At 71.6% G+C, this 17,908-nt stretch carries 16 protein-coding genes; 11 read left to right on the forward strand and 5 right to left on the reverse strand.

Annotated features, from left to right (window positions below; all coding sequences use genetic code 11):
- The first annotated feature begins 37 nt into the window (after nucleotides 1–37).
- Both MFF40_RS11340 and MFF40_RS11345 read left to right on the forward strand, forming a co-directional pair.
- The gene (locus tag MFF40_RS11340; protein WP_238260468.1) at nucleotides 38–220 is read left to right on the forward strand and encodes a hypothetical protein; all 183 of its coding nucleotides are present in this window, start codon (nucleotides 38–40) and stop codon (nucleotides 218–220) included.
- Nucleotides 221–475: 255 nt separating this feature from the next.
- The gene (locus MFF40_RS11345; RefSeq protein WP_147852753.1) at nucleotides 476–727 is read left to right on the forward strand and encodes a hypothetical protein; all 252 of its coding nucleotides are present in this window, start codon (nucleotides 476–478) and stop codon (nucleotides 725–727) included.
- A 129-nt stretch (nucleotides 728–856) separates the two neighbouring features.
- Here the strand turns inward: MFF40_RS11345 and MFF40_RS11350 are convergent, their stop codons facing one another.
- Nucleotides 857–1,255 carry a PRC-barrel domain-containing protein gene (locus MFF40_RS11350; RefSeq protein ID WP_147852752.1) on the reverse strand — a complete coding sequence of 133 codons (399 nt, stop codon included), beginning with the start codon at nucleotides 1,253–1,255 and terminating at the stop codon, nucleotides 857–859.
- 266 nt (nucleotides 1,256–1,521) lie between these two features.
- Here MFF40_RS11350 and MFF40_RS11355 point away from each other — a divergent pair, with 266 nt between their 5' ends.
- Complete coding sequence (locus MFF40_RS11355) at nucleotides 1,522–2,412, forward strand: DMT family transporter (protein ID WP_147897305.1); 891 nt, start codon at nucleotides 1,522–1,524, stop codon at nucleotides 2,410–2,412.
- Nucleotides 2,413–2,421: 9 nt separating this feature from the next.
- Here MFF40_RS11355 and MFF40_RS11360 read toward each other — a convergent pair whose 3' ends face one another.
- A complete protein-coding gene (locus MFF40_RS11360; protein WP_147897304.1) occupies nucleotides 2,422–3,345 on the reverse strand; it encodes an RgsD C-terminal domain-containing protein in 924 nt (307 codons plus the stop codon).
- Between the two features lie 136 nt (nucleotides 3,346–3,481).
- On the opposite strand from MFF40_RS11360, the gene MFF40_RS11365 reads away from it, so the two are divergent.
- The 4 genes from MFF40_RS11365 (at nucleotide 3,482) to MFF40_RS11380 (ending at nucleotide 7,695) form a co-directional block, all read left to right on the forward strand.
- Nucleotides 3,482–4,045, forward strand: a complete 564-nt coding sequence (locus tag MFF40_RS11365) for a nitroreductase family protein (protein WP_147897303.1) — start codon at nucleotides 3,482–3,484, stop codon at nucleotides 4,043–4,045.
- 27 nt (nucleotides 4,046–4,072) lie between these two features.
- Nucleotides 4,073–4,702, forward strand: coding sequence for a flavin reductase family protein (locus MFF40_RS11370; protein ID WP_147852749.1), 630 nt, complete (start codon nucleotides 4,073–4,075; stop codon nucleotides 4,700–4,702).
- Between the two features lie 327 nt (nucleotides 4,703–5,029).
- Nucleotides 5,030–6,142, forward strand: a complete 1,113-nt coding sequence (locus MFF40_RS11375) for a lytic transglycosylase domain-containing protein (protein ID WP_147897330.1) — start codon at nucleotides 5,030–5,032, stop codon at nucleotides 6,140–6,142.
- Nucleotides 6,139–7,695, forward strand: coding sequence for a DUF2336 domain-containing protein (locus tag MFF40_RS11380; protein ID WP_238260470.1), 1,557 nt, complete (start codon nucleotides 6,139–6,141; stop codon nucleotides 7,693–7,695). Before MFF40_RS11375 ends, MFF40_RS11380 begins: the two co-directional genes overlap by 4 nt.
- A 21-nt stretch (nucleotides 7,696–7,716) precedes the next feature.
- Here MFF40_RS11380 and MFF40_RS11385 read toward each other — a convergent pair whose 3' ends face one another.
- On the reverse strand, nucleotides 7,717–9,573 hold the full coding sequence (locus MFF40_RS11385) for a glycoside hydrolase family 15 protein (protein WP_147897301.1): 1,857 nt from the start codon (nucleotides 9,571–9,573) through the stop codon (nucleotides 7,717–7,719).
- Nucleotides 9,574–9,704: 131 nt separating this feature from the next.
- Nucleotides 9,705–10,949: an acyl-CoA dehydrogenase family protein gene (locus MFF40_RS11390; RefSeq protein ID WP_147856351.1), complete on the reverse strand. Its 1,245-nt coding sequence runs from the start codon at nucleotides 10,947–10,949 to the stop codon at nucleotides 9,705–9,707.
- A gap of 129 nt (nucleotides 10,950–11,078) precedes the next feature.
- Between MFF40_RS11390 and MFF40_RS11395 the strand changes: the two genes are divergently transcribed.
- Both MFF40_RS11395 and MFF40_RS11400 read left to right on the forward strand, forming a co-directional pair.
- The gene (locus MFF40_RS11395) at nucleotides 11,079–11,834 is read left to right on the forward strand and encodes a response regulator (protein WP_187277839.1); all 756 of its coding nucleotides are present in this window, start codon (nucleotides 11,079–11,081) and stop codon (nucleotides 11,832–11,834) included.
- Entirely contained in the window at nucleotides 11,831–13,243 is a 1,413-nt protein-coding gene (locus MFF40_RS11400) for an ATP-binding protein (RefSeq protein ID WP_147897300.1), read from the forward strand. The genes MFF40_RS11395 and MFF40_RS11400 overlap by 4 nt, the downstream gene beginning before the upstream one ends.
- A gap of 124 nt (nucleotides 13,244–13,367) precedes the next feature.
- On the opposite strand, the gene MFF40_RS11405 is transcribed toward MFF40_RS11400, so the two are convergent.
- Entirely contained in the window at nucleotides 13,368–15,515 is a 2,148-nt protein-coding gene (locus tag MFF40_RS11405) for a methyl-accepting chemotaxis protein (protein ID WP_238260472.1), read from the reverse strand.
- Between the two features lie 437 nt (nucleotides 15,516–15,952).
- Here MFF40_RS11405 and rocF point away from each other — a divergent pair, with 437 nt between their 5' ends.
- The gene (rocF, locus tag MFF40_RS11410) at nucleotides 15,953–16,921 is read left to right on the forward strand and encodes an arginase (RefSeq protein WP_238260474.1); all 969 of its coding nucleotides are present in this window, start codon (nucleotides 15,953–15,955) and stop codon (nucleotides 16,919–16,921) included.
- Nucleotides 16,921–17,784, forward strand: a complete 864-nt coding sequence (locus tag MFF40_RS11415) for an urease accessory protein UreD (protein WP_238260476.1) — start codon at nucleotides 16,921–16,923, stop codon at nucleotides 17,782–17,784. Before rocF ends, MFF40_RS11415 begins: the two co-directional genes overlap by 1 nt.
- The last annotated feature ends 124 nt before the right edge of the window (nucleotides 17,785–17,908 follow it).

Consider the following 17,908-nt stretch of genomic DNA (forward strand, 5'->3'; position numbering starts at 1 on the left):
CCAGACGGCCTAAATCTCCTGCGCGGGGAGGCAAGCGATGCACGCCATCCTGACATCCATGCTCGACGGCGCGACCTGGGTCGCCGACAGGCTCAATACGCTTCTCGACGACGCCGTCATCGGCTTCGGAGCTGCAGCCCCGTTCGTAGTCCGAAGCGAGGACGACGCCGGCGGTGAGGCCCCGGCTCCTGCGACCAAGCTCTCCCCAAACGCCCCGTGACGGATTGATCGGCGGCGAGGGGCCCAGCGACGCCGAGCCCGCTGTCCGCACCGGCGCCGGCGTGGTTGACCGAACCGCCTGAGTCGGCCTCAGGTGGCATTGAACGGACCCGTGCGTCCGCGCACCGTCAGGGCCCCTGATCTGTGTCGTTTTCTAAAATGGTCGGCCGGCATCACTATTGCCGAGTCTGAGCAGCATCGCCATTTCTTGTCTCATTCGCGGACAAGTGGCGAAAAGCAGTCCAGGATTGAGCCAATGGCCGCTGCCACAGTAGAGAAGCCGCTGGACGTCGGCGGCCCGATCAGCCGGAGAGCCGCAGCGCTCGCCAACGTAAAATGGTTTCGGGCTCTGGCATCTCGCGTGCTGCGCGAAGGGGGGCCTCAGGCGACATTGCGCGCCGCCAACGCCAGGGCGGCGGCCCGCATCATCCTGCGCCAGGCCAAGCGGGACGCACTCGTCAACCGGATGGCCCGTGAGGCTCTGCAGGCGGATCGGGTCTCGCACTAGATCGGGCGCCTGTTCGACTGCGCCGTGCCGACGTATCCCTCGAAGCCTCTGCTGCGATGAACCGCCGAGGTCATTCGGAAGAACCGGGGCCGCCGGCCAGCCCATGCCGCCGGCAGCCCCGTCGAACGCTCAGCGCTTGAATTTGCCGTCGTACTTGAACTCCGGCGCGGACTTCAGCTGCTCCTTGGTCGCGCCGATGATCGCCTTCCACTTCTTGGCGTCGGCATCGTAGCCCAGGGCCACGGAAGCCGGCGACACGGCGACGTAACGCTCGCCCATGCCGAGGAAGCCACCGACCGAGACGATGTAGCCGACGACCTTCTCGTTGTGGATCGCGATGTCCTTGATCTCGCCGACGGTGTTGTTCTCGGCGTCGGTGATGTTGAGGCCGATCAGGTTGTAGCTCAGCACAGCGTCCTGCGGCACGCTCTCGAACTTGGGGGCCACCGTCGGGGGCGTGGTGTTCGCGGCGAGGGCGGGTCCGGCGAGGACAGCGGCGGCGAGGGAAGCGAGGACGAGGCGGCGCATCGAGATCTCCAGCGGCCCGGGATGGGCGCGGGGAAAGGGCCGACCTGCACGCATCGTTCCGCGTGATCGCAGAAATGTTAATCCCCGGAACATGGAACCGACCGGCCGGATCGTTAGGCCACCGCGCGTGTCCTGCCGCGCGGCCGGTACAGTTCGGCTCGTCCGGCCCGAACCGTCCCTATCTGAGCACGCGCAGCAGGCGCATGTCCCGGCGGATCAAGGCCGAGGGGACAGGCGTGGCACGATCCGGGCAAGCATCGACGGCATTGACCGACCCAGGCGCCGGGCGGGACCTCGCCTCGGCAAAGCCGGGGGCGTGGATCGACGGGCTGGTCGGCGTGGCGATCTTCAGCGGCTCCCTGGTGGCGACCCGGCTTGCGCTCACCGGCATGGACGCGCTGTTCCTCAGCGCCGCACGGGCGGCCCTGGCCGGGCTCGCGGGGGCCGCCGCGTTGCTCATCCTGCGGGAGGCCTGGCCCCGCAGGAGCGACCTCGGGGCGCTCGCCATCGTGGCGGCGGGCGTGGTGGTCGGGTTCCCCCTCCTGACCGCGCTCGCCCTGCGCACCGTCAACGCGGCGCACCGGACGGTCTTCGTAGGGCTGCTGCCGCTCGCCACCGCCGTGTTCGGCGCCCTGCGGTCGGGCGAGCGCCCCTCCGCGGCGTTCTGGATCCTGTCGATCCTGGGCGCCCTCGTGACGGTGGGCTTCGCGGCGCGCGGGCTCGACGGGCCGCCGGGGCCCGGGGACGCCTTCATGCTGGCGGCGATCCTGGTCTGCGGCCTCGGCTATGCGGAGGGCGGTAAGCTCGCGCGGCGGCTCGGCGGCTGGCAGGTGATCGCGTGGGCCACCGTCCTGTCGCTGCCGCTCTCCCTGCCGCTGGCGCTGGCCTTGCGCCCGGCCGATCCCGGCGCGATCCCGCTGCCGGCCTGGGTCGGCCTCGGCTACGTCGCCCTGTTCAGCATGCTGATCGGGTTCGTGTTCTGGTATCGGGCGCTGGCCCGGGGCGGCATCGCGGCGATCGGGCAGCTCCAACTCCTGCAGCCGTTCATGGGGCTGGGCATCGCCGCACTGGTGCTGGGCGAGCGGATCGAGCCCGCGATGATCGGGGCGGCGCTCGCGGTCGCGGCCTGCGTGGCTTTGGCGCGGCGGATGGCCTGAACCGAACGCTCAGCCGGCCTTCGCCACCACCTCGATGTCCCGGTCCATCCCGCTCTCGACCTTGAACTCGCGGGTGTAGACCTGCCCGTCATGCCGGGCGATCAGCACGTAGTCGCCCTCGGCCAGGGTTACCTGCGGAAACGCGCCGATCGCCTCGCGGATCGTGTCGCCGCCGGGGGTGAGGACCGAGAAGGCGGTGCCGGCATAGGCCTCCGCCCCGTAGGCGGCGACCAACTTGAGGGTGACGGTGGCGGCGCGGTGGTTGAGCGTCGCCTCGGTGACTTTGCCGTTCTCGACTCGCAGGTCGGCGCGCTGGATCGCGTTGGATTCTCCGTAGGTCGAGACCACGTGATACGTGCCTTCCGGCAGCCGCAGGATCTCCCCGGCCTTGATGCCGGAGCGCACGAGCCGGCCTTCGGAATTAGTGCCCACCGGCACGAACACCGAGAACACCACCTGGGCGGGCGGGATCTTCTGGTCGCCGACGGCGCCGGCGAGCTTCAGCGCGCCGGCCGCGACCCGGAGGGTGTCGGTGGCCGGCTGTCCGCCCATCACGATGCGCTTCGAGGCACTGGCGAAGCCGTAGGTAACGGTCGCCACGTAGGCGCCCGGGGGCAGGGTGAAGTTCGGCTCGGCCTCGGTGGAGCGGCCGACGATCGAGGGCCGGGTGCCGTCGCCGCGATCCTCGTAGATCCGCCAGGCCAGGCCCTTGCGCAGCGGCACCCCCGCTCCGGACAACAGCGCCGACAGGGACAGCTGCGCCTCCGGCTCGGCCGGCGGCATGTTGGGCGGCAAGGTCGGGCTGGTGATCGACGGGGAGGGCAGGGGGTCGCCGAGGCGGTTCTGGAACACGCCCTGCTGCGCGCGCGCAGCAGCGGGCATGAGGGCGGGCGAGAGAATTGCCAACGCCATCGCGGCAAGCCTCGTGCGCATCAGTCGAATCCTCATCAAGTCCCAGTCCGGTTCCGCCTGTGCCTCCGGACCATGGCGGCGGCAAGGCCGCACGGTCTTCCCCCGGGTGCCCGTGCGTGCCACATCCGGGTCCCGATTCATCCGCGGGACAGGACGCATGACTGCCACCCTCGACCTCCTGACGACGCGCCGTTCGGTCCCGCCGCTGCTGCTGGACGGCCCGGGGCCGGACCGCGCGCAGCTCGAGACCATCCTGACCGTGGCGTCCCGGGTGCCCGACCACGGCAAGCTGGCGCCCTGGCGGTTCATCGTGATCGCCGACGCGGCGCGGGAGCGGGTCGGAGACATCATCGCGACCACGTTCGCGGCGGACAACCCCGATGCGAGGCCGGAGCGGCTCGCCCAGGAGCGCGGCCGCCTGATGCACGCGCCGCTGACCGTCGCGGTCGTCTCCCGCACGGGCCCGCACGTGAAGATCCCCGAATGGGAGCAGCTGCTCTCGGTCGGTGCCGCCACCATGAACCTCGTGGTCGCGGCCAACGCCTCGGGCTTCGCCACGTCGTGGCTGACGGAATGGTACGCCTACGATCGCCGGGTGCTGGACGCTCTGGGCCTGGCGCCATCCGAGAAGCTCGCCGGCTTCGTGCATATCGGCCGGGCCCGCGAGGTGCCGTCCGACCGTCCGCGGCCGAGTCTTTCGGAGATCGTGACCTATCTCTGAGTGCGTCCCGACTCAGAAGGCGCATCCGTGCATTACGATCTCGACGTCCCGCGCGAGGCCCGCGCGCTCCCGCACAACCCCCTCAAGGCGATCGTGGCGCCACGCCCGATCGGCTGGATCAGTGCCATGAGCCGCGAAGGCAAGCTCAACCTCGCGCCCTACTCGTTCTTCAACGCGGTCGCCGACGACATGGTGGCGTTCTCGTCCTCGGGCCGGAAGGACGCCATGACCTTCGCCGAGGAGGGTGCGGAGTTCGTGTGCAGCCTGGCGACCTGGGACCTGCGCGACGGGATGAACGATTCCTCGGCGCCCCTGCCGCGAGGCGAAAGCGAATTCGCCTTCGCCAACCTGGAGACCGCCCCCTCGCAGAAGGTGCGCCCGCCCCGGGTGGCGGCCTCGCCTGCCGCCCTCGAATGCCGCTGGCTCCAGACCGTCCCGCTGGTGCCGCTCGGCGGCGGCGAGGCCGAGAATTTCCTGGTGATCGGCCAGGTCGTGTCGATCTACGTCGACGAGCGGTTCGTATCGGACGGCATGGTCGACACCGCCGCGATGCATCCGATCATGCGCGGCGGATATTTCGACTACTTCCACGCCACCGCGGAAACCCGGTTCCAGATGCGCCGGCCCAAGGGTGCGGCGGAGTTCACCGGATCCTGAAAGCTCGATTGAAGCGGGCGCAGCGGAGCGTTGGACGTTTCGCACAGCCCCTGTCCCGGGCGCATGCAGCGCCAGCGGAATGCGGCCCGGGACCCAGCACGAGACAACGCGAAGCGACTATGTCCCTCCAGGAGCGTGCCGCTACGCGGCGCTTTCCCTGCTGGGTCCCGGATCGCATTCCACTATCGTTCCAGGCGTCGAGGAGATGGGGCGTGGCTCTCCGCTAAAGATGGAGAATCGCGCCCGACAGGGCGCACCGTCGATTGAGGAGTTGTTTACCATAGGCGGCGCAGGTTCACGGTGTCCTCAGACCCCGTGCGCGCCCGGATGTTCCTGTTCACCACGCCATCCAGCCCATCGGAAAGCAGCCCGCCCGCGCAGGGACGGGCGGCCGCGGGCTCGGCCGCCTCCGGGCCGGTCGTCCAGGCGATCCGCGACGGCGCGATGGCGAGCGGCGTCGGGTTCGACTACCTGCTCGCGACGGCCCGGCGGGAATCCGCCCTCGATCCGGCGGCCAAGGCCGGGACCTCCTCGGCCACCGGCCTGTTCCAGTTCATCGAGCAGACCTGGCTCGGGGTGATGAAGAATGCCGGGCCGAAACTCGGCCTCCAGGCGCAGGCGGACGCCATAACCCGGCAATCCGACGGCACCTACGCGGTCCCGGATGCCGAGCAGCGCCAGGCGATCCTCGACCTGCGGCGCGATCCGAAGATCTCCGCGACGCTCGCCGGCGCCCTGACCCAGCAGAATTCCGACGCCCTCGCGTCGGCGCTCGGGCGCGACCCGACTGCGGGTGACCTCTACGCCGCGCACGTCCTCGGCGCGAAAGGCGCAGCCGCCCTGATCTCCACCGCCCGCGCCTTCCCGGCCCGGGCCGCGGCCCTCGACCTGCCGGAGGCGGCCGCAGCCAACCGATCCCTGTTCTACGACCGGACGGGCCGGCCGCGCAGCGCCGCCGAGCTCTACGCCAGCCTCGCGGCCGCCGCTCAGGGTGCCGCACAAGGCGCCGCACAGGGCGCTACCGCCACAGACCTGACCGTGTTGCGCCAGGACGGCGCCCCGGCCACGCAGGCGGCCACGGCCTATGCCAGCACCGCCACGGCGTTCGGCGGCACCTCCGACCTGCGCAGCCTGTTCCAGACCGACCAGCGCGGCACGGCCTCGGACGCAGCGGCGCGCCTCTGGCAGGCCCGCAACGCCGCGCCGCCGACCCAGCACCCCGCGCCGACCTATTTCCCGCGCTCCGGCGCGGAGACGCCGCTCGTCGCGGCCGCCGCCGAGCCCGCGATTACCGGCGCCCTCGCCGAACCGGCGCCGACGCCGGCGGGCCTCGCCCTCGTCAACCCGCCACTGCCGCCCCGCCGCCCGGCCGATCTCGCCGCCGCGGGATCCACCACCGGCATCAGGAACAGCCTGTTCGCCCCCCGGAGCGGCCCATGATCATTCGCGAGTTCCTCGCCTGGACCCAGAATGCCTCGGCCGGCCGCAGGGCCGAGGCGACCACCGCGCTGGCGCGGGCCTTCCTGTACGGCGACCTCTCCGCCGACGAGGCCTGGGAGGCCAAGACCGCACTGCTGTCGCTGCTGGACGACCCGTCACCCCTGGTCCGCCGGGCGCTCGCCGAGACCTGCGCGGCCTCGGCCCGCACGCCGCGGCCGCTGGTGGTCGCCCTGTCCTGCGACGTGCCCGAGGTGGCGCGCCTCGTCCTGGCGCGCTCGCCGGTGCTCACCGACGCGGACTTGGTCGATGCCGCCGCGCTGGGCGACGAGACCACCCGCGCGGTGATCGCGGCCCGGCATCACCTGTCCCCGCCGGTGTCGGGGGCGCTCGCCGAGATCGGCGAACTGGAGACCCTGGTGGTGCTCGCCGGAAATCCCACGGCGAAGATCACCGCGGGCCGGATGCTGCGCATGATCGAGCGCCACGGCGCCGAAGCCCGCCTGCGCGAGGCCCTGCTGCGCCGGTCCGATCTGCCGCCGGAGGTGCGCTACACGATCGGCCTCGCGGTGGCCCAGGCGCTGTCCCAGTTCGTGATCGCGCGCGGCTGGATCGGCACCGAGCGCTGCGACCGGATGAGCCGCGAGGCGGGCGAGCGTGTCGCCCTCGAGACCTGCGACGATTCGGGGGTCGCCGCGGTGGCGCGCCTGGTGGCGCACCTACGCACCACCCGCCAACTCACCGCGGGCCTGATCCTCCGGGCCGTGCTCTCGGGCCGGACCGACTTCGTCCACGCCGCCCTCGCGGACCTTTCGGGGCAGGATTACGCGGGGATCACCCGCGCCATGCGGGATTCCCCGCGCGACCCGCGGGCCTTCGCGGAGCTGCACCGGAAGGCCGGGCTCCCCGAGGCCCTGCTGCCGGCCATGCAGGCGGCTCTCGCGGCCCGGCACGCGGCGGCGGGCGGGCTGCGCGGCGCCGGCCTGTCACGCCGGATGATCGAATCCGCCATCGACGCCTGCACGGACCTGCCGGCGCCCGAGATGCACGCCGTGGTCGCGCTTCTGACCCGCTACGAGGCCGAGGCCGCCCGCGACGAGGCCCGCGAGGTCGCCCGCGCCGTCGCGGCCGAGGCGATGGCGCGCGAGACCGCCCGTCGCGATGCCGAAGCTGCGGACGCCGCCTGGCGCGCCGCCCTGGAGAGCCAGCGGCGCACCGCGTTCGCGGCGGCGAGCGCCGGCGAAGCCGTCGTGGAGGCGATCGCCGCCCCGGCCGAGATGCCCGATCAGGCCCCGGTCGAGCCCGCGATCGCTGCGCGTGCGGATGGCGCGCCGGCCATGGCCGAACCGCTCAACCCGGTCGGCGCGATCCTCGACGCGCTGCCCGAACAGATCCTGGCCTGGTACCGCACGGAGCCGAAGGAGGAGGATCCGGAGGTCCAGGCCGCCATGCAGGAGGTCCTCGACGGGCTCGGCGCCGACCTGCTGGACCAGTTCCGCGCCAGTCGCAGCGCCCCGGATACCGCATCCGACGCGGCCATGAGGATCGCAGCCTGACCGGCGGGGCCGGCGGTCGGTCTATTCGGCCGCCCGTTGCGCGATGGGGTCGACGAGGCCGAAGCGTTCGATGCTGTCCTCCAGCCGCAGGGCCGCGTTGATCAGAGCCATGTGGGAGAAGCCCTGCGGCGTGTTCCCGCGCTGCGCGCCGGTGGCCGGGTCGATCTCCTCGGCGAACAGGCCCACATCGTTCCCGCGGGCGATCAGCCGCTCGAACGCCGCCTTGGCCTCACGGGTCCGTCCATCCAGCGCCAGGCACCCGACCCGCCAGAACGCGCAGGCCGTGAAGGTGCCCTCGTCGCCCTTCAGCCCGTCATCCATGCGATAGCGGTAGATCAGGTCGCCGTCGCCCAGCTCGCGTTCGATCGCTGCCAGCGTCGAGCGGGTGCGCGGGTCGCTCGGATCCAGCGCACCGAACAGGGCGATCCGCAGCACCGCCGCGTCGAGGTGGTGCGAGTCGTAGGCCCCGGTATAGGCCTGCTTCTCCGGGTTCCAGCCCTTGTCGTGGTATTCCGCCCGGATCTCGGCGGCGATCCGCTCCCATTCGGCGATCTTCTCCGCGGGGACGCCTTCGATGTTGCGGCCGATCCGGGCCGCGTCGGTGAGCGCGACCCAGATCATCGCCTTGGTGTGGACCTGCTGGCGCGGTCCGGTCCGCAATTCCCAGATGCCATTATCGGCGTCATGGCGATGGCGGATCGCCCGGGCGGTGAGGTTGTCGAGCACCTCGGGCAGGCGGTCGTTCACCTTCTCGGGCGGATCGTAATCGACCGCCTCCAGGAACACGCACAGCGCCCGCAGCAGTTCACCGTAGATGTCGTGCTGGTCCTGGGCCTCGGCCAGGTTGCCGATCACGACCGGGCCGACGCCGCCCCAGCCGGCCAGGTGGTCCAGCACTTCCTCGGCCGGCATGCCGTCGCTGATGCCGTACATCAGCTTGGTGTCGCGCCCGTAGGAGCCGTCGCGCTCGCGCAGGAAGCGCAGGAATTCGGAGGCTTCGCGCACGTAGCCCAGCATCACGAAGGCCGTCACCGTGAAGGCGGCGTCGCGCATCCAGGTGAAGCGGTAATCGTAGTTGCGGTCCCCCGGCACCGCCTCCGGCAACCCGGCGGTGGCCGCCGCCACGATGCCGCCCGAGGGCGAGTAGGTCAGCAACTTCAGGCACAGGGCCGAGCGCATCACCGCGTCTCGGTAGGCGCCGCGGTAGCTGCTGCGGGCGCTCCAGCGGCGCCAATACTCGGTGGTGGATTCCAGGCGGCGCTGGGCCCCGGCGAAATCCTCGATGCAGGCGTCTTCCTGGTCCTCGCCATGGGTCAGGACCAGGTAGGCGGTCTCGCCCTCGGCGAGGTCGAACAGGACCTCGGACGCATCGCCCTCCAGCTGCGGCTCCGGGAAGGCGTTGACGCGCAGGCGCCAATCCCCGGCCTCGAACAGCACGGACCGGCCCTCGACGATCGGCGTGCAGGGGCGGCGCGCGTAGTCGAAGGTCGGCCGCACCACGAACCGGCCGGCGACCCGCCCGCTCTCGCAGGTGAGCAGCCGGATCAGCCGGCTCTCGCCCTCGCCGTCGGGCCCCTCATCGGGCTCGGGGCTCGGCGGGTTCACCGGCATCACGTCGATCAGCCGGGCGCGCCCGGTCGCCGTGGTGAAGGTGGTCTCCAGGATGTTGGTGTCGGGCACGTACCGGCGTGCGGTCTCCGTGAGCCCGTCGAAGGCGAGGCTGCACGCGCCGCCCTTGTCGTCGTCCAGGAGCTTCAGGAACAGAGCCGGCGAATCATGGCGCGGCCAGCACAGCCAGTCGATCGAGCCGTCCCGCGCGATCAACGCGCAGGAATGGGTGTCGCCGATGAGGGCGTAATCGCTGATGGGCTTGGACACAGGGCTTCCGAAAGGCGGTCGCGCCGCCGGTGCGGCATGGGACGAACCTATCGTGAGTTAGCCAGACCGCCCCGGGCGGGGAGTCCCGCTCGACGATTCGCCGCACGGGTCCGCGGCCGCGGAGCGGCCGATCACCCCTTGGGCCGCGGCAGCATCCGGTCGCTGATGATCCGCCGCTGGATCTCGCTGGTGCCCTCGAAGATCGTGGTCAGGCGCGCGTCGCGCCAGTAGCGCTCGACCCGCCGCTCGGTGGTGTAGCCGTTGCCGCCGTGCAGCTGCATCGCCTGGTTCGTCACGCGCACCGCCATCTCGGTCGCCAGAAGCTTCACCATGGCGGATTCACTTTCGGCGGCCTCGCCCTGGTCGAGCAGGTGGGCGACCTGCTGCCAGAACGCCCGCGCCTGGGCGACCTCCGCGGCCATGTCGGCGAGCGCGAAGCGCAGAGCCTGGAAATCGCCGATCGGGTGGCCGAACTGGACCCGCTCCTGGAGGTAGGCCTGGGTATCCTCCACCGCCGCGCGCGCCACGCCGACGGCGCGGGCCGCCGTGTGGACCCGGGCGATGTTGAGGCCGCGCTGGACCGAGGCGAAGCCGCCGGAATCCGCGTCGGCCCCCTGGTCGCCGTAGAGGCCGGTGAGCCGATCGCTCTCGGGCACGCGCACGCCATCGAGGGCGAGCTCGAAGGTCTGGAAGCCGTGATAGCCGATCTTGTCGATCACCCGGCCGGTCACCCCGGGCGGGAAGCTGTCGCGCTCCTTCACCACCAGGAACGGCTCCAGGCCGGCCGAGCGGGACTCGCCGGGCTCCGGGTCGCGGGTGCGGGCCAGGACCTCGATGAAGTCGGCGCCCTTGGCGAAGCCCGCCCAGCGCTTGGTGCCGGTGATCACCCAGGTGTCGCCGTCCCGCACCGCGCGGGTCTGCACGCCCGCCAGATCCGAGCCGGCATTGGGCTCCGACAGGGAGATCGAGCCGATCCAGCGGCCCCGGGCCGAGCGGCGCAGAAGATCCGCCCGGCGCTCGGGGTCGAGGGTCTGGGTGCCGAGGCCTTGGCCCCGGGCCAGGATGCTGCCCACCGACAGCCAGGCCCGGGCCAACTCCTCCGAGACGAGGCAATATTCGAAGACCCCGAGACCGAGGCCGCCCTGCGCCTCGGGTATCGTGATGCCGAACCAGCCCTTCTCGGCCATGGCCTCGATGAGCCCGCGGGGCATCTCGGCCTTCTGCGGATCGAGCTCGTCGGCGAGCGGGAGGACGACGTCGTGCGCGAAGGCGCGCGCCTCGGCCTGGAGCGCGGCCCGGGCCGGATCGTGCCAGGGCGAGACCAGTTCGGGCGGCTTCGGGGCGATCGGATCAGGCTTGCGCGCCATCGTGCTCATGCTTTCCCCCGGCTTCCACCCGCCGCTGCATTCATGGCCACGCGGCACGGCAAAGCTGGAAACACGCGCTTACAAAATGGTTCCCGCAGCCATCTTCGAATAATCGCCGCGTCGGCGCATAATAACCTGATGACGCTCGCCGATCCGCTCGCCGAATCCTTCGCGATGAACGCACCCGCTACCCCCCACATCCTCGTGGTCGAGGACGATCGCGAAATCTCGGCCCTGGTCGCCCGCTACCTGCGCGGCAACGATTGCCGCGTCACGCTCGCGGGCGACGGCACGGAGATGGACCGGGCGCTGGCGGAGGCGCGGATCGACCTGATCGTGCTCGATCTGATGCTGCCGGGCGAGGACGGCATGAGCCTGTGCCGCCGCCTGCGCAGCGCCTCGCAGATCCCGATCCTGATGCTGACCGCGAAGTCCGAGGAGGTCGACCGCATCCTCGGCTTGGAACTCGGGGCCGACGACTACCTGGCCAAGCCGTTCAATCCGCGCGAGCTGCTCGCCCGGATCCGGGCGATCCTGCGCCGGGTGGCCGCCGAGGCACCCGACCCGGACGAGCGCCGCCGCCTGCACTTCTCCGGATGGACGCTGGACGTGTCGCTCCGGCAGGTGCTGTCGCCGGAAGGCGCCCGCATCGCCATGACGGGCGCGGAGTTCGAGCTGCTGCACGCGCTCTGCCTGCGGCCGGGCCGCGTCCTGTCGCGCGACCAGCTGCTCGACCTGACCCAGGGCCGCACCGCCGGGCCGTTCGAGCGCAGCATCGACGTGCTGATCTCGCGCATCCGCCAGAAGATCGAGCGGGATACGCGCAATCCCGAATTCATCCGCACGATCCGCTCGGGCGGATACCTGTTCACCCCCGAAGTGACCCGGTCATGAGCGCGTTCCGATCCTTGCGCGCCCGTCTGCGCCCGCAGAGCATCGCGGGGCAGATCGCCCTGCTGGTCGTGGCCGGGATCGCGGTGGCCCACATGGTCGCCACCGCGGCGTTCCTGCTCCTGCACGAGCCGCAGAACCCGGACACGCTGCCGGGCGTCGCGGCGGGCCGGCTCTCCACGCTGGTTCGGCTCCTCGACGAGGCGGACCCGGCCGCGCGGCCGGCCCTGCTGGCGAGCGGTCGCAGCCTGCCGCTGATGCGGGTCGAGGCGTGGGATGGGACGGTGCCGCCGGACGCGGCCCCCGTGCCCGACCTCCCGGTCATCCGCCGTCTGCGCGTCGGCGCCGGCCGGCACGTGACCCTGGTGGATCTGTCCAACCAGGATCCGGCACAGACGCAGTCGGACGGGCAACTGCATATCGGGATGATCACGCCCAAGGGCGCGACCCTGCAGGCCACGCTGCCGAACGCGCCGCTACGCCCGCCCCGGCAGGGTGCCCTGATCTTCACGGTCGTGTTCCTCGCTCTGACCCTGGCGCTGCTCTGCGTCTGGGCGACCCGGGCGCTGACGGCGCCGTTGGCGCGGCTGGCCGGCGCCGCCGAGGCGTTCGGCACCCACGACGACCACGTCGCGCTACCGACGGCCGGACCCCGCGAGGTGCTGGCCGTCTCCCGGGCGCTCGACCGCATGCGCGCCCGGGTGCGCCGCCTGATCGACGACCGCACGCAGATGCTGGCGGCGATCAGCCACGACCTGCGCACGCCGATCACCCGACTGCGCCTGCGCGCCGAGTTCATCGAAGACGAGCACACCCGCACGGCCACCCTGCGCGACCTGGACCAGATGAACGGCCTGGTGGAGGCGGCCCTCTCCTTCGTGCGGGACGGGCAGACGCGGGATGCCAGCAGCCTGAGCCTCGTGGACCTCGCCTCGGTGGTCCAGACGGTCTGCGACGACTTCTCGGATTTCGGCGCTCCGGTGCGCGTCGGCCGCAGCCGGCACGTCCTGGTGCAGGGCCGCCCGGAGGAACTGCAGCGGGCGATCACCAACCTGGTGGACAACGCCGTCAAGTACGGCGGCCGGGCGGAGGTCCAGATGGAATCCTCGGAGCGCGGCATCCGCATCTGCGTGCTGGATCAGGGCCCCGGCATCCCGGAGACCGAACGCGACGCCATGCTGCAGCCCTTCGTGCGGGGCGACCGCGCCCGCAATCTCAACGCGGCCAGCGGCTTCGGCCTCGGCCTGTCCATCGTGCTGGCGATCGTCGAGGCGCATAACGGCCGCCTGACCCTGGAGAACCGGAGTGAGGGCGGCCTTTGCGCCGCCATCGAGCTGCCCCTGGCGGCGCAGGCCTATGCGAGCCGGGCGGCGCAGCGATCACAAGGCCCGCTGCCGGCCCGGGCGGCCTGACGGCCGTCCGAGCCGGATCGTCTTCTCGGCTTGGCGCATCGTGCCGGAACCGGCACGATGCGCGAGCCCCCTGATCCGCATCGTCTCTTTCCGGAAGCCGGCGGCCAGCTTTCGGAACGATGGTTCAGGCCGCCCGCACGTTGCGCAGGAACTGCGACACCTCGGCCCGGAGCTGCTCCGACTGGGCGGCGAGTTCGTCCGAGGCCTGCGCCACGGAGGCGGCGGCCTCGCCGGCATCGCTGGCGACCCGGGCGACCTCGGCGATGTCGGCGGTCATCCCGCTGGTGCCGGTCGAGGCCTGGCCCATGCTGCGGACGATGTCCTGCGTGGTGACGCCCTGCTCCTCGACGGCCGCCGAGATGCTGGTGGAGACGTGATTCATCGCCTCGATCTGGGACACGATACCCTGGATCGCCTCGGAGACGCCCCCGGTCACCGCCTGGATCGACGCGACCTGCCGGCCGATCTCCTCGGTGGCCCGGCTGGTCTGGGTCGCGAGTTCCTTGACCTCGGCCGCCACCACCGCGAAGCCGCGGCCGGCCTCGCCGGCGCGGGCGGCCTCGATCGTGGCGTTCAGGGCCAACAGGTTGGTCTGGCCCGCGATGGTCGAGACCATGCCGACCACGTCGCCGATCCGGGTGGCGGCGGCGGCGAGATCCGCCATCGTGCCCTCGGCCCGCTTGGCCTCGCCGACCGCGGTGGCCGACATGCCGGCCGCCTGCTCGACCTGACGCCCGATCTCCTGCACGGTCGCGCCGAGTTCCTCGGCGGCCGCAGCCACGGCATCGACGTTGTCGGCGGTCTGGCGCGCGGCGCTGGCGACGCTGGTGGAGCGTTCGGAGGTGCCGCTGACGGCGACCCGCATGGTGCCGGACGCGCCCTGGAGGGCCGCCACGCCCCGGGTCAGCCCCTCGACGATGCCGCCCACCGACATCTCGAAGCCGTTCGCGAGATCCTGCAGCATGGCCCGGCGGGCCTGCTCCTCGCGCAGCCGCGCCGCCTCGGTGGTCTGCAGCTGCTGCGCCGCATCCTCTAGCGACACGTCGCGGATGATGACCACGGCGCGGGCGATGTCGCCGATCTCGTCCCGGCGCCGGCTGCCGGGCACGTCGCTGAGCGCCTGGCGTTCGGCGAGCGCCTTGAGCGCGCGGGTCAGGGCGCCGAGCGGTGACACGATCGAGCGCGCCAGCAGCAGGCCGAGCACCGCCGTCCCCGCGAGAACGCAGAACCCGATCAGGAGCAGGTTGCGGGAGAGCGCCCGCACGGCGTCGATCGCCTCGGCCTGCGACTGCTCCGCGACCACGATCCAGGGGGCGCCGAGCACGCTGACCGGCGAGGCCGCCGCCATGTGCGGGCCGTCCGCGGCGGCGAAGTCGAAGCTTCCGCCCGCCTTGAGCCGACTTGCCTCGATCCCGAGCGGCGTGAGTTCGCTACCGGCCTTCACGGTGGCGTTGAGGGGCGGGTTGCTGCGCAGGCGCCCGTCCGCGCCGGCGGCCAGCACCTGACCGGTCTCGCCGAGGCCGGTCCGCTTGGCGAGCGCCTGATCGAACAGCGTCGGCGTCACCCGCATGGCGATGAAGCCGATCCGCTCGGCGGCCTGGGCCGTGCCCATGGCGACGTTCGCCCGCTTGGTCATGGCGCGGCCGATGAAGGCGGCCGGGACGCCGTCCACGGGATAGGCCGAAAAATCCTCGTACAGCACGGCGCTCGGGTCGGCGGCCTTGAGACGTTGGACGAGACGCGCGAGCGCCGTATCCTTCAGCGCGTCCTCGGTCACCGCCAGGCCGAAATCCTTGCCCTTGGTGGTGGTGTACACGACACGGCCGGCATCATCGAGGAACAGCAGGTCGGCGTAGCCGGGCTGCGTGATGAGCTTGCGCGCCGTCTCCTGCACCTTCACGTGCCGGCGCCCATACATGCCGGTGCCGTCCAGGGCGACCCGCGCCTCGGCGGTCGGCGGCGCCTGGAACGCCTCGATGACCGCGGCCGTGTCCGGCTTGGCGGGGTCGAGGTTCTCGATCAGGTCGGGGAAGTTCGAGACGATCTGCGGATGCGCCGACGTAGCCAGGAAGTCGGCCTGCATCCGGTCCGCCACCAGCTCGATCCCGTCGCGGCGCGCCGCCGCGGCGAGCTGCAGCCGCTCGTTCGCCGCGTCGATCAGGCCGGACTTGGCGGAATACCAGCTGAAGCCGCCCATCGCGGTGGCGCTGAGCAGGGCCAAGCCGATCGTCATCGCCGGCAGGCGAGAACTCAGCCGCGAAAGCACCACCATGGCTAACCTACATCGTTTTCTTAGAGAGAGCGCCGCAACCTTAGAGCAATGCCACTAAGATCCCGTAAATTTTGGCTGCAAACCATGGAATCATAACGCAAAACTCAATCTACCGCGCCCCAAGAATATTCAATAGTTAGAGGAATGCTGTGTTCCCAAAAATACAGTCGGACCCACATGGACACTTGGATCCGTACGAAAAATGCCATCCAATACAGGTGTCTACGTGACGATTCAGCATCCACCCTGCCGGTTCGTCCCGTGAACCGATCGGTCCGGAATTCGCCCGCATGCAGAATACCACGGTGCCGAGGCTAGCGCGGCCCGCGGCTTGCGGGCGGTCGGGAGATGCGGAAGCGAATCGTTGGCCCGCCCTTCGAGTGCGCCTAGAGCATCGGTCGGGCGCACGAGCCTCCACCTGCACTTGAGGGGACCGGATGACGAGCGACACCAGCCGAGAGGATGCGCACCGGATCGCGCTGATCGGGGCGCCGATCGAGGTCGGGACCAGCGAGCCCGGCGCGCTCATGGGCCCGGCGGCCCTGCGCACGGCCGGGCTGGTCCGGACCCTGTCCGACCTCGGCCACGCGGTCGTCGATCACGGCGACGTCGTCCCAGACGGGCCGGTGGACGCGCGGGGCCTGCCCGCCGTCACGGCCTGGACCCGCGCCCTGTCGCGGTCGGTGGAGGCCGCCCTGGGGGCGGGCTTCCTGCCGCTCGCCGCCGGAGGCGATCACAGCCTGTCGCTCGGCTCGGTGGACGGTGCGATGCGCCACTGCGCCCGGGACGGCCGGCCGCTCTTCGTGCTCTGGCTCGACGCCCATGCCGACTTCAACACCCCGGAGACCTCGCCGTCGGGCAACGTCCACGGCATGCCGCTGGCGGCCCTGTGCGGCGAGCCGGGCTTCCCGAGCCTGTTCGCCGAGCCGGTGCCGGCGCCGCTGCCGCCGGCCAACGTCCACCTGTTCGGCCTGCGCTCGATCGATGCCGGCGAGCGCGCCCTCGTGACGGCCCGGCGGGTCGGCGTCACCGACATGCGCACCATCGACGAGTTCGGCGTCGTCGCGCCCTTGCGCCGCGTCCTCGACCGCGTGGCTCGGGACGGCGCGCATCTCCATGTCAGCCTCGACATCGATTTCCTCGACCCGTCGATCGCGCCCGGCGTCGGCACCACCGTACCGGGGGGCGCGACCTTCCGCGAGGCGCACCTGATCATGGAGATGCTGCACGATTCCCGCCTGGTGCGGTCTCTCGACGTGGTCGAGTTGAACCCGTTCCTCGACGAAAGGGGCCGCAGCGCCCGGGTGCTGGTGGAACTGGTGGCGAGCCTGTTCGGCCGGCGGATCCTGGACCGGCCGGCGCCCGCGATCGAGGCGGTGTCGAGCGACCCGGCCGGCCGCCGCTGATGTCGGACGGCGAGGCCCGGGTTCAGGATCCTCCGGCGGCCGGGGCGCCCGGGCGCCAGCGCTCGGACGGGCGCGTCCATCTGCGGGCCGGCCCGGCCGGGGGAACGGGTCCGACCCGCATCCTCGACCTTGCCGAATCCGGCCCGTCGCGGCTGCGCTTCCCCCGCGGGGAGGGGGCGCTGGAGGCGGTGCTGGTCAACACCGCCGGCGGTGTCGCGTGCGGCGACGCCTTCACGATCGCGCTGGACCTCGCCCCGTCGGCCGACCTCGTGCTGACCACCACGGCGGCGGAGAAAATCTACCGCTCGGACGGGCCAGTGAGCCGGATCGAGAACCGCGTCACACTGGGGGAGGGCGCCCGGCTGGCCTGGCTGCCGCAGGAGACGATCCTGTTCGATCGCGCCCGGGTGCGGCGGCGTTTCGAAGCCGACCTGGCTGACGGCGCCGCCCTGCTCGCCGTCGAAATCGTGGCCTTCGGCCGTGCCGCCCGGGGCGAGCGGATCGAGGCGGGGTTGTTCGCGGATGCCTGGCGCGTGCGCCGGGCCGGACGGCTGGTCTACGCCGACAGTGTTTGTCTCGATGGCCCGATCTCCGATCTCCTCGCGCGACCGGCGATCGGCGGCGGTGCCCGGGCCTGCGCGACCCTGCTCGATTTCTCCGACGGCGCCGAGGCCCGCCTGGAGGAAGCCCGCGCTCTGCTCGAACAGGCCGCCGTGCCGGGGATCGAGGCGGCGGCGAGCGCCTGGAACGGCCACCTCGTCATCCGCGCCCTGGCCGATGGGGTCGGCCCCCTGCGCGGCCTCGTCGGCCGGGTGCTGGCCGGGTACCGCGATCGGCCGATGCCCCGGGTCTGGCAGAGCTGAAAGGCTCTCCGTCGGGCCAAGGGCCGGTCCCGCGCCGATCGGCCCGCATATTCCTGCGCGGAAGCCGCACAGGGCGATCGCTTGAAGGGGATCAGGCGGTCTGAGTGACGATGGCTCTGAGGTA

This window comes from Methylobacterium mesophilicum, from assembly GCF_022179445.1.
Classification (GTDB): Bacteria; Pseudomonadota; Alphaproteobacteria; order Rhizobiales; family Beijerinckiaceae; genus Methylobacterium; species Methylobacterium mesophilicum.

Bases quoted from the DNA above. Each gene is read 5' to 3' on its own strand.
- MFF40_RS11340 (WP_238260468.1), top strand. From the start codon at position 38: ATGCACGCCATCCTGACATCCATGCTCGACGGCGCGACCTGGGTCGCC.
- MFF40_RS11345 (WP_147852753.1), top strand. From the start codon at position 476: ATGGCCGCTGCCACAGTAGAGAAGCCGCTGGACGTCGGCGGCCCGATC.
- MFF40_RS11350 (WP_147852752.1), bottom strand. From the start codon at position 1,255: ATGCGCCGCCTCGTCCTCGCTTCCCTCGCCGCCGCTGTCCTCGCCGGA.
- MFF40_RS11360 (WP_147897304.1), bottom strand. From the start codon at position 3,345: ATGCGCACGAGGCTTGCCGCGATGGCGTTGGCAATTCTCTCGCCCGCC.
- MFF40_RS11365 (WP_147897303.1), top strand. From the start codon at position 3,482: ATGACTGCCACCCTCGACCTCCTGACGACGCGCCGTTCGGTCCCGCCG.
- MFF40_RS11375 (WP_147897330.1), top strand. From the start codon at position 5,030: ATGTTCCTGTTCACCACGCCATCCAGCCCATCGGAAAGCAGCCCGCCC.
- MFF40_RS11380 (WP_238260470.1), top strand. From the start codon at position 6,139: ATGATCATTCGCGAGTTCCTCGCCTGGACCCAGAATGCCTCGGCCGGC.
- MFF40_RS11390 (WP_147856351.1), bottom strand. From the start codon at position 10,949: ATGAGCACGATGGCGCGCAAGCCTGATCCGATCGCCCCGAAGCCGCCC.
- MFF40_RS11395 (WP_187277839.1), top strand. From the start codon at position 11,079: ATGACGCTCGCCGATCCGCTCGCCGAATCCTTCGCGATGAACGCACCC.
- MFF40_RS11400 (WP_147897300.1), top strand. From the start codon at position 11,831: ATGAGCGCGTTCCGATCCTTGCGCGCCCGTCTGCGCCCGCAGAGCATC.
- MFF40_RS11405 (WP_238260472.1), bottom strand. From the start codon at position 15,515: ATGGTGGTGCTTTCGCGGCTGAGTTCTCGCCTGCCGGCGATGACGATC.
- rocF (WP_238260474.1), top strand. From the start codon at position 15,953: ATGACGAGCGACACCAGCCGAGAGGATGCGCACCGGATCGCGCTGATC.
- MFF40_RS11415 (WP_238260476.1), top strand. From the start codon at position 16,921: ATGTCGGACGGCGAGGCCCGGGTTCAGGATCCTCCGGCGGCCGGGGCG.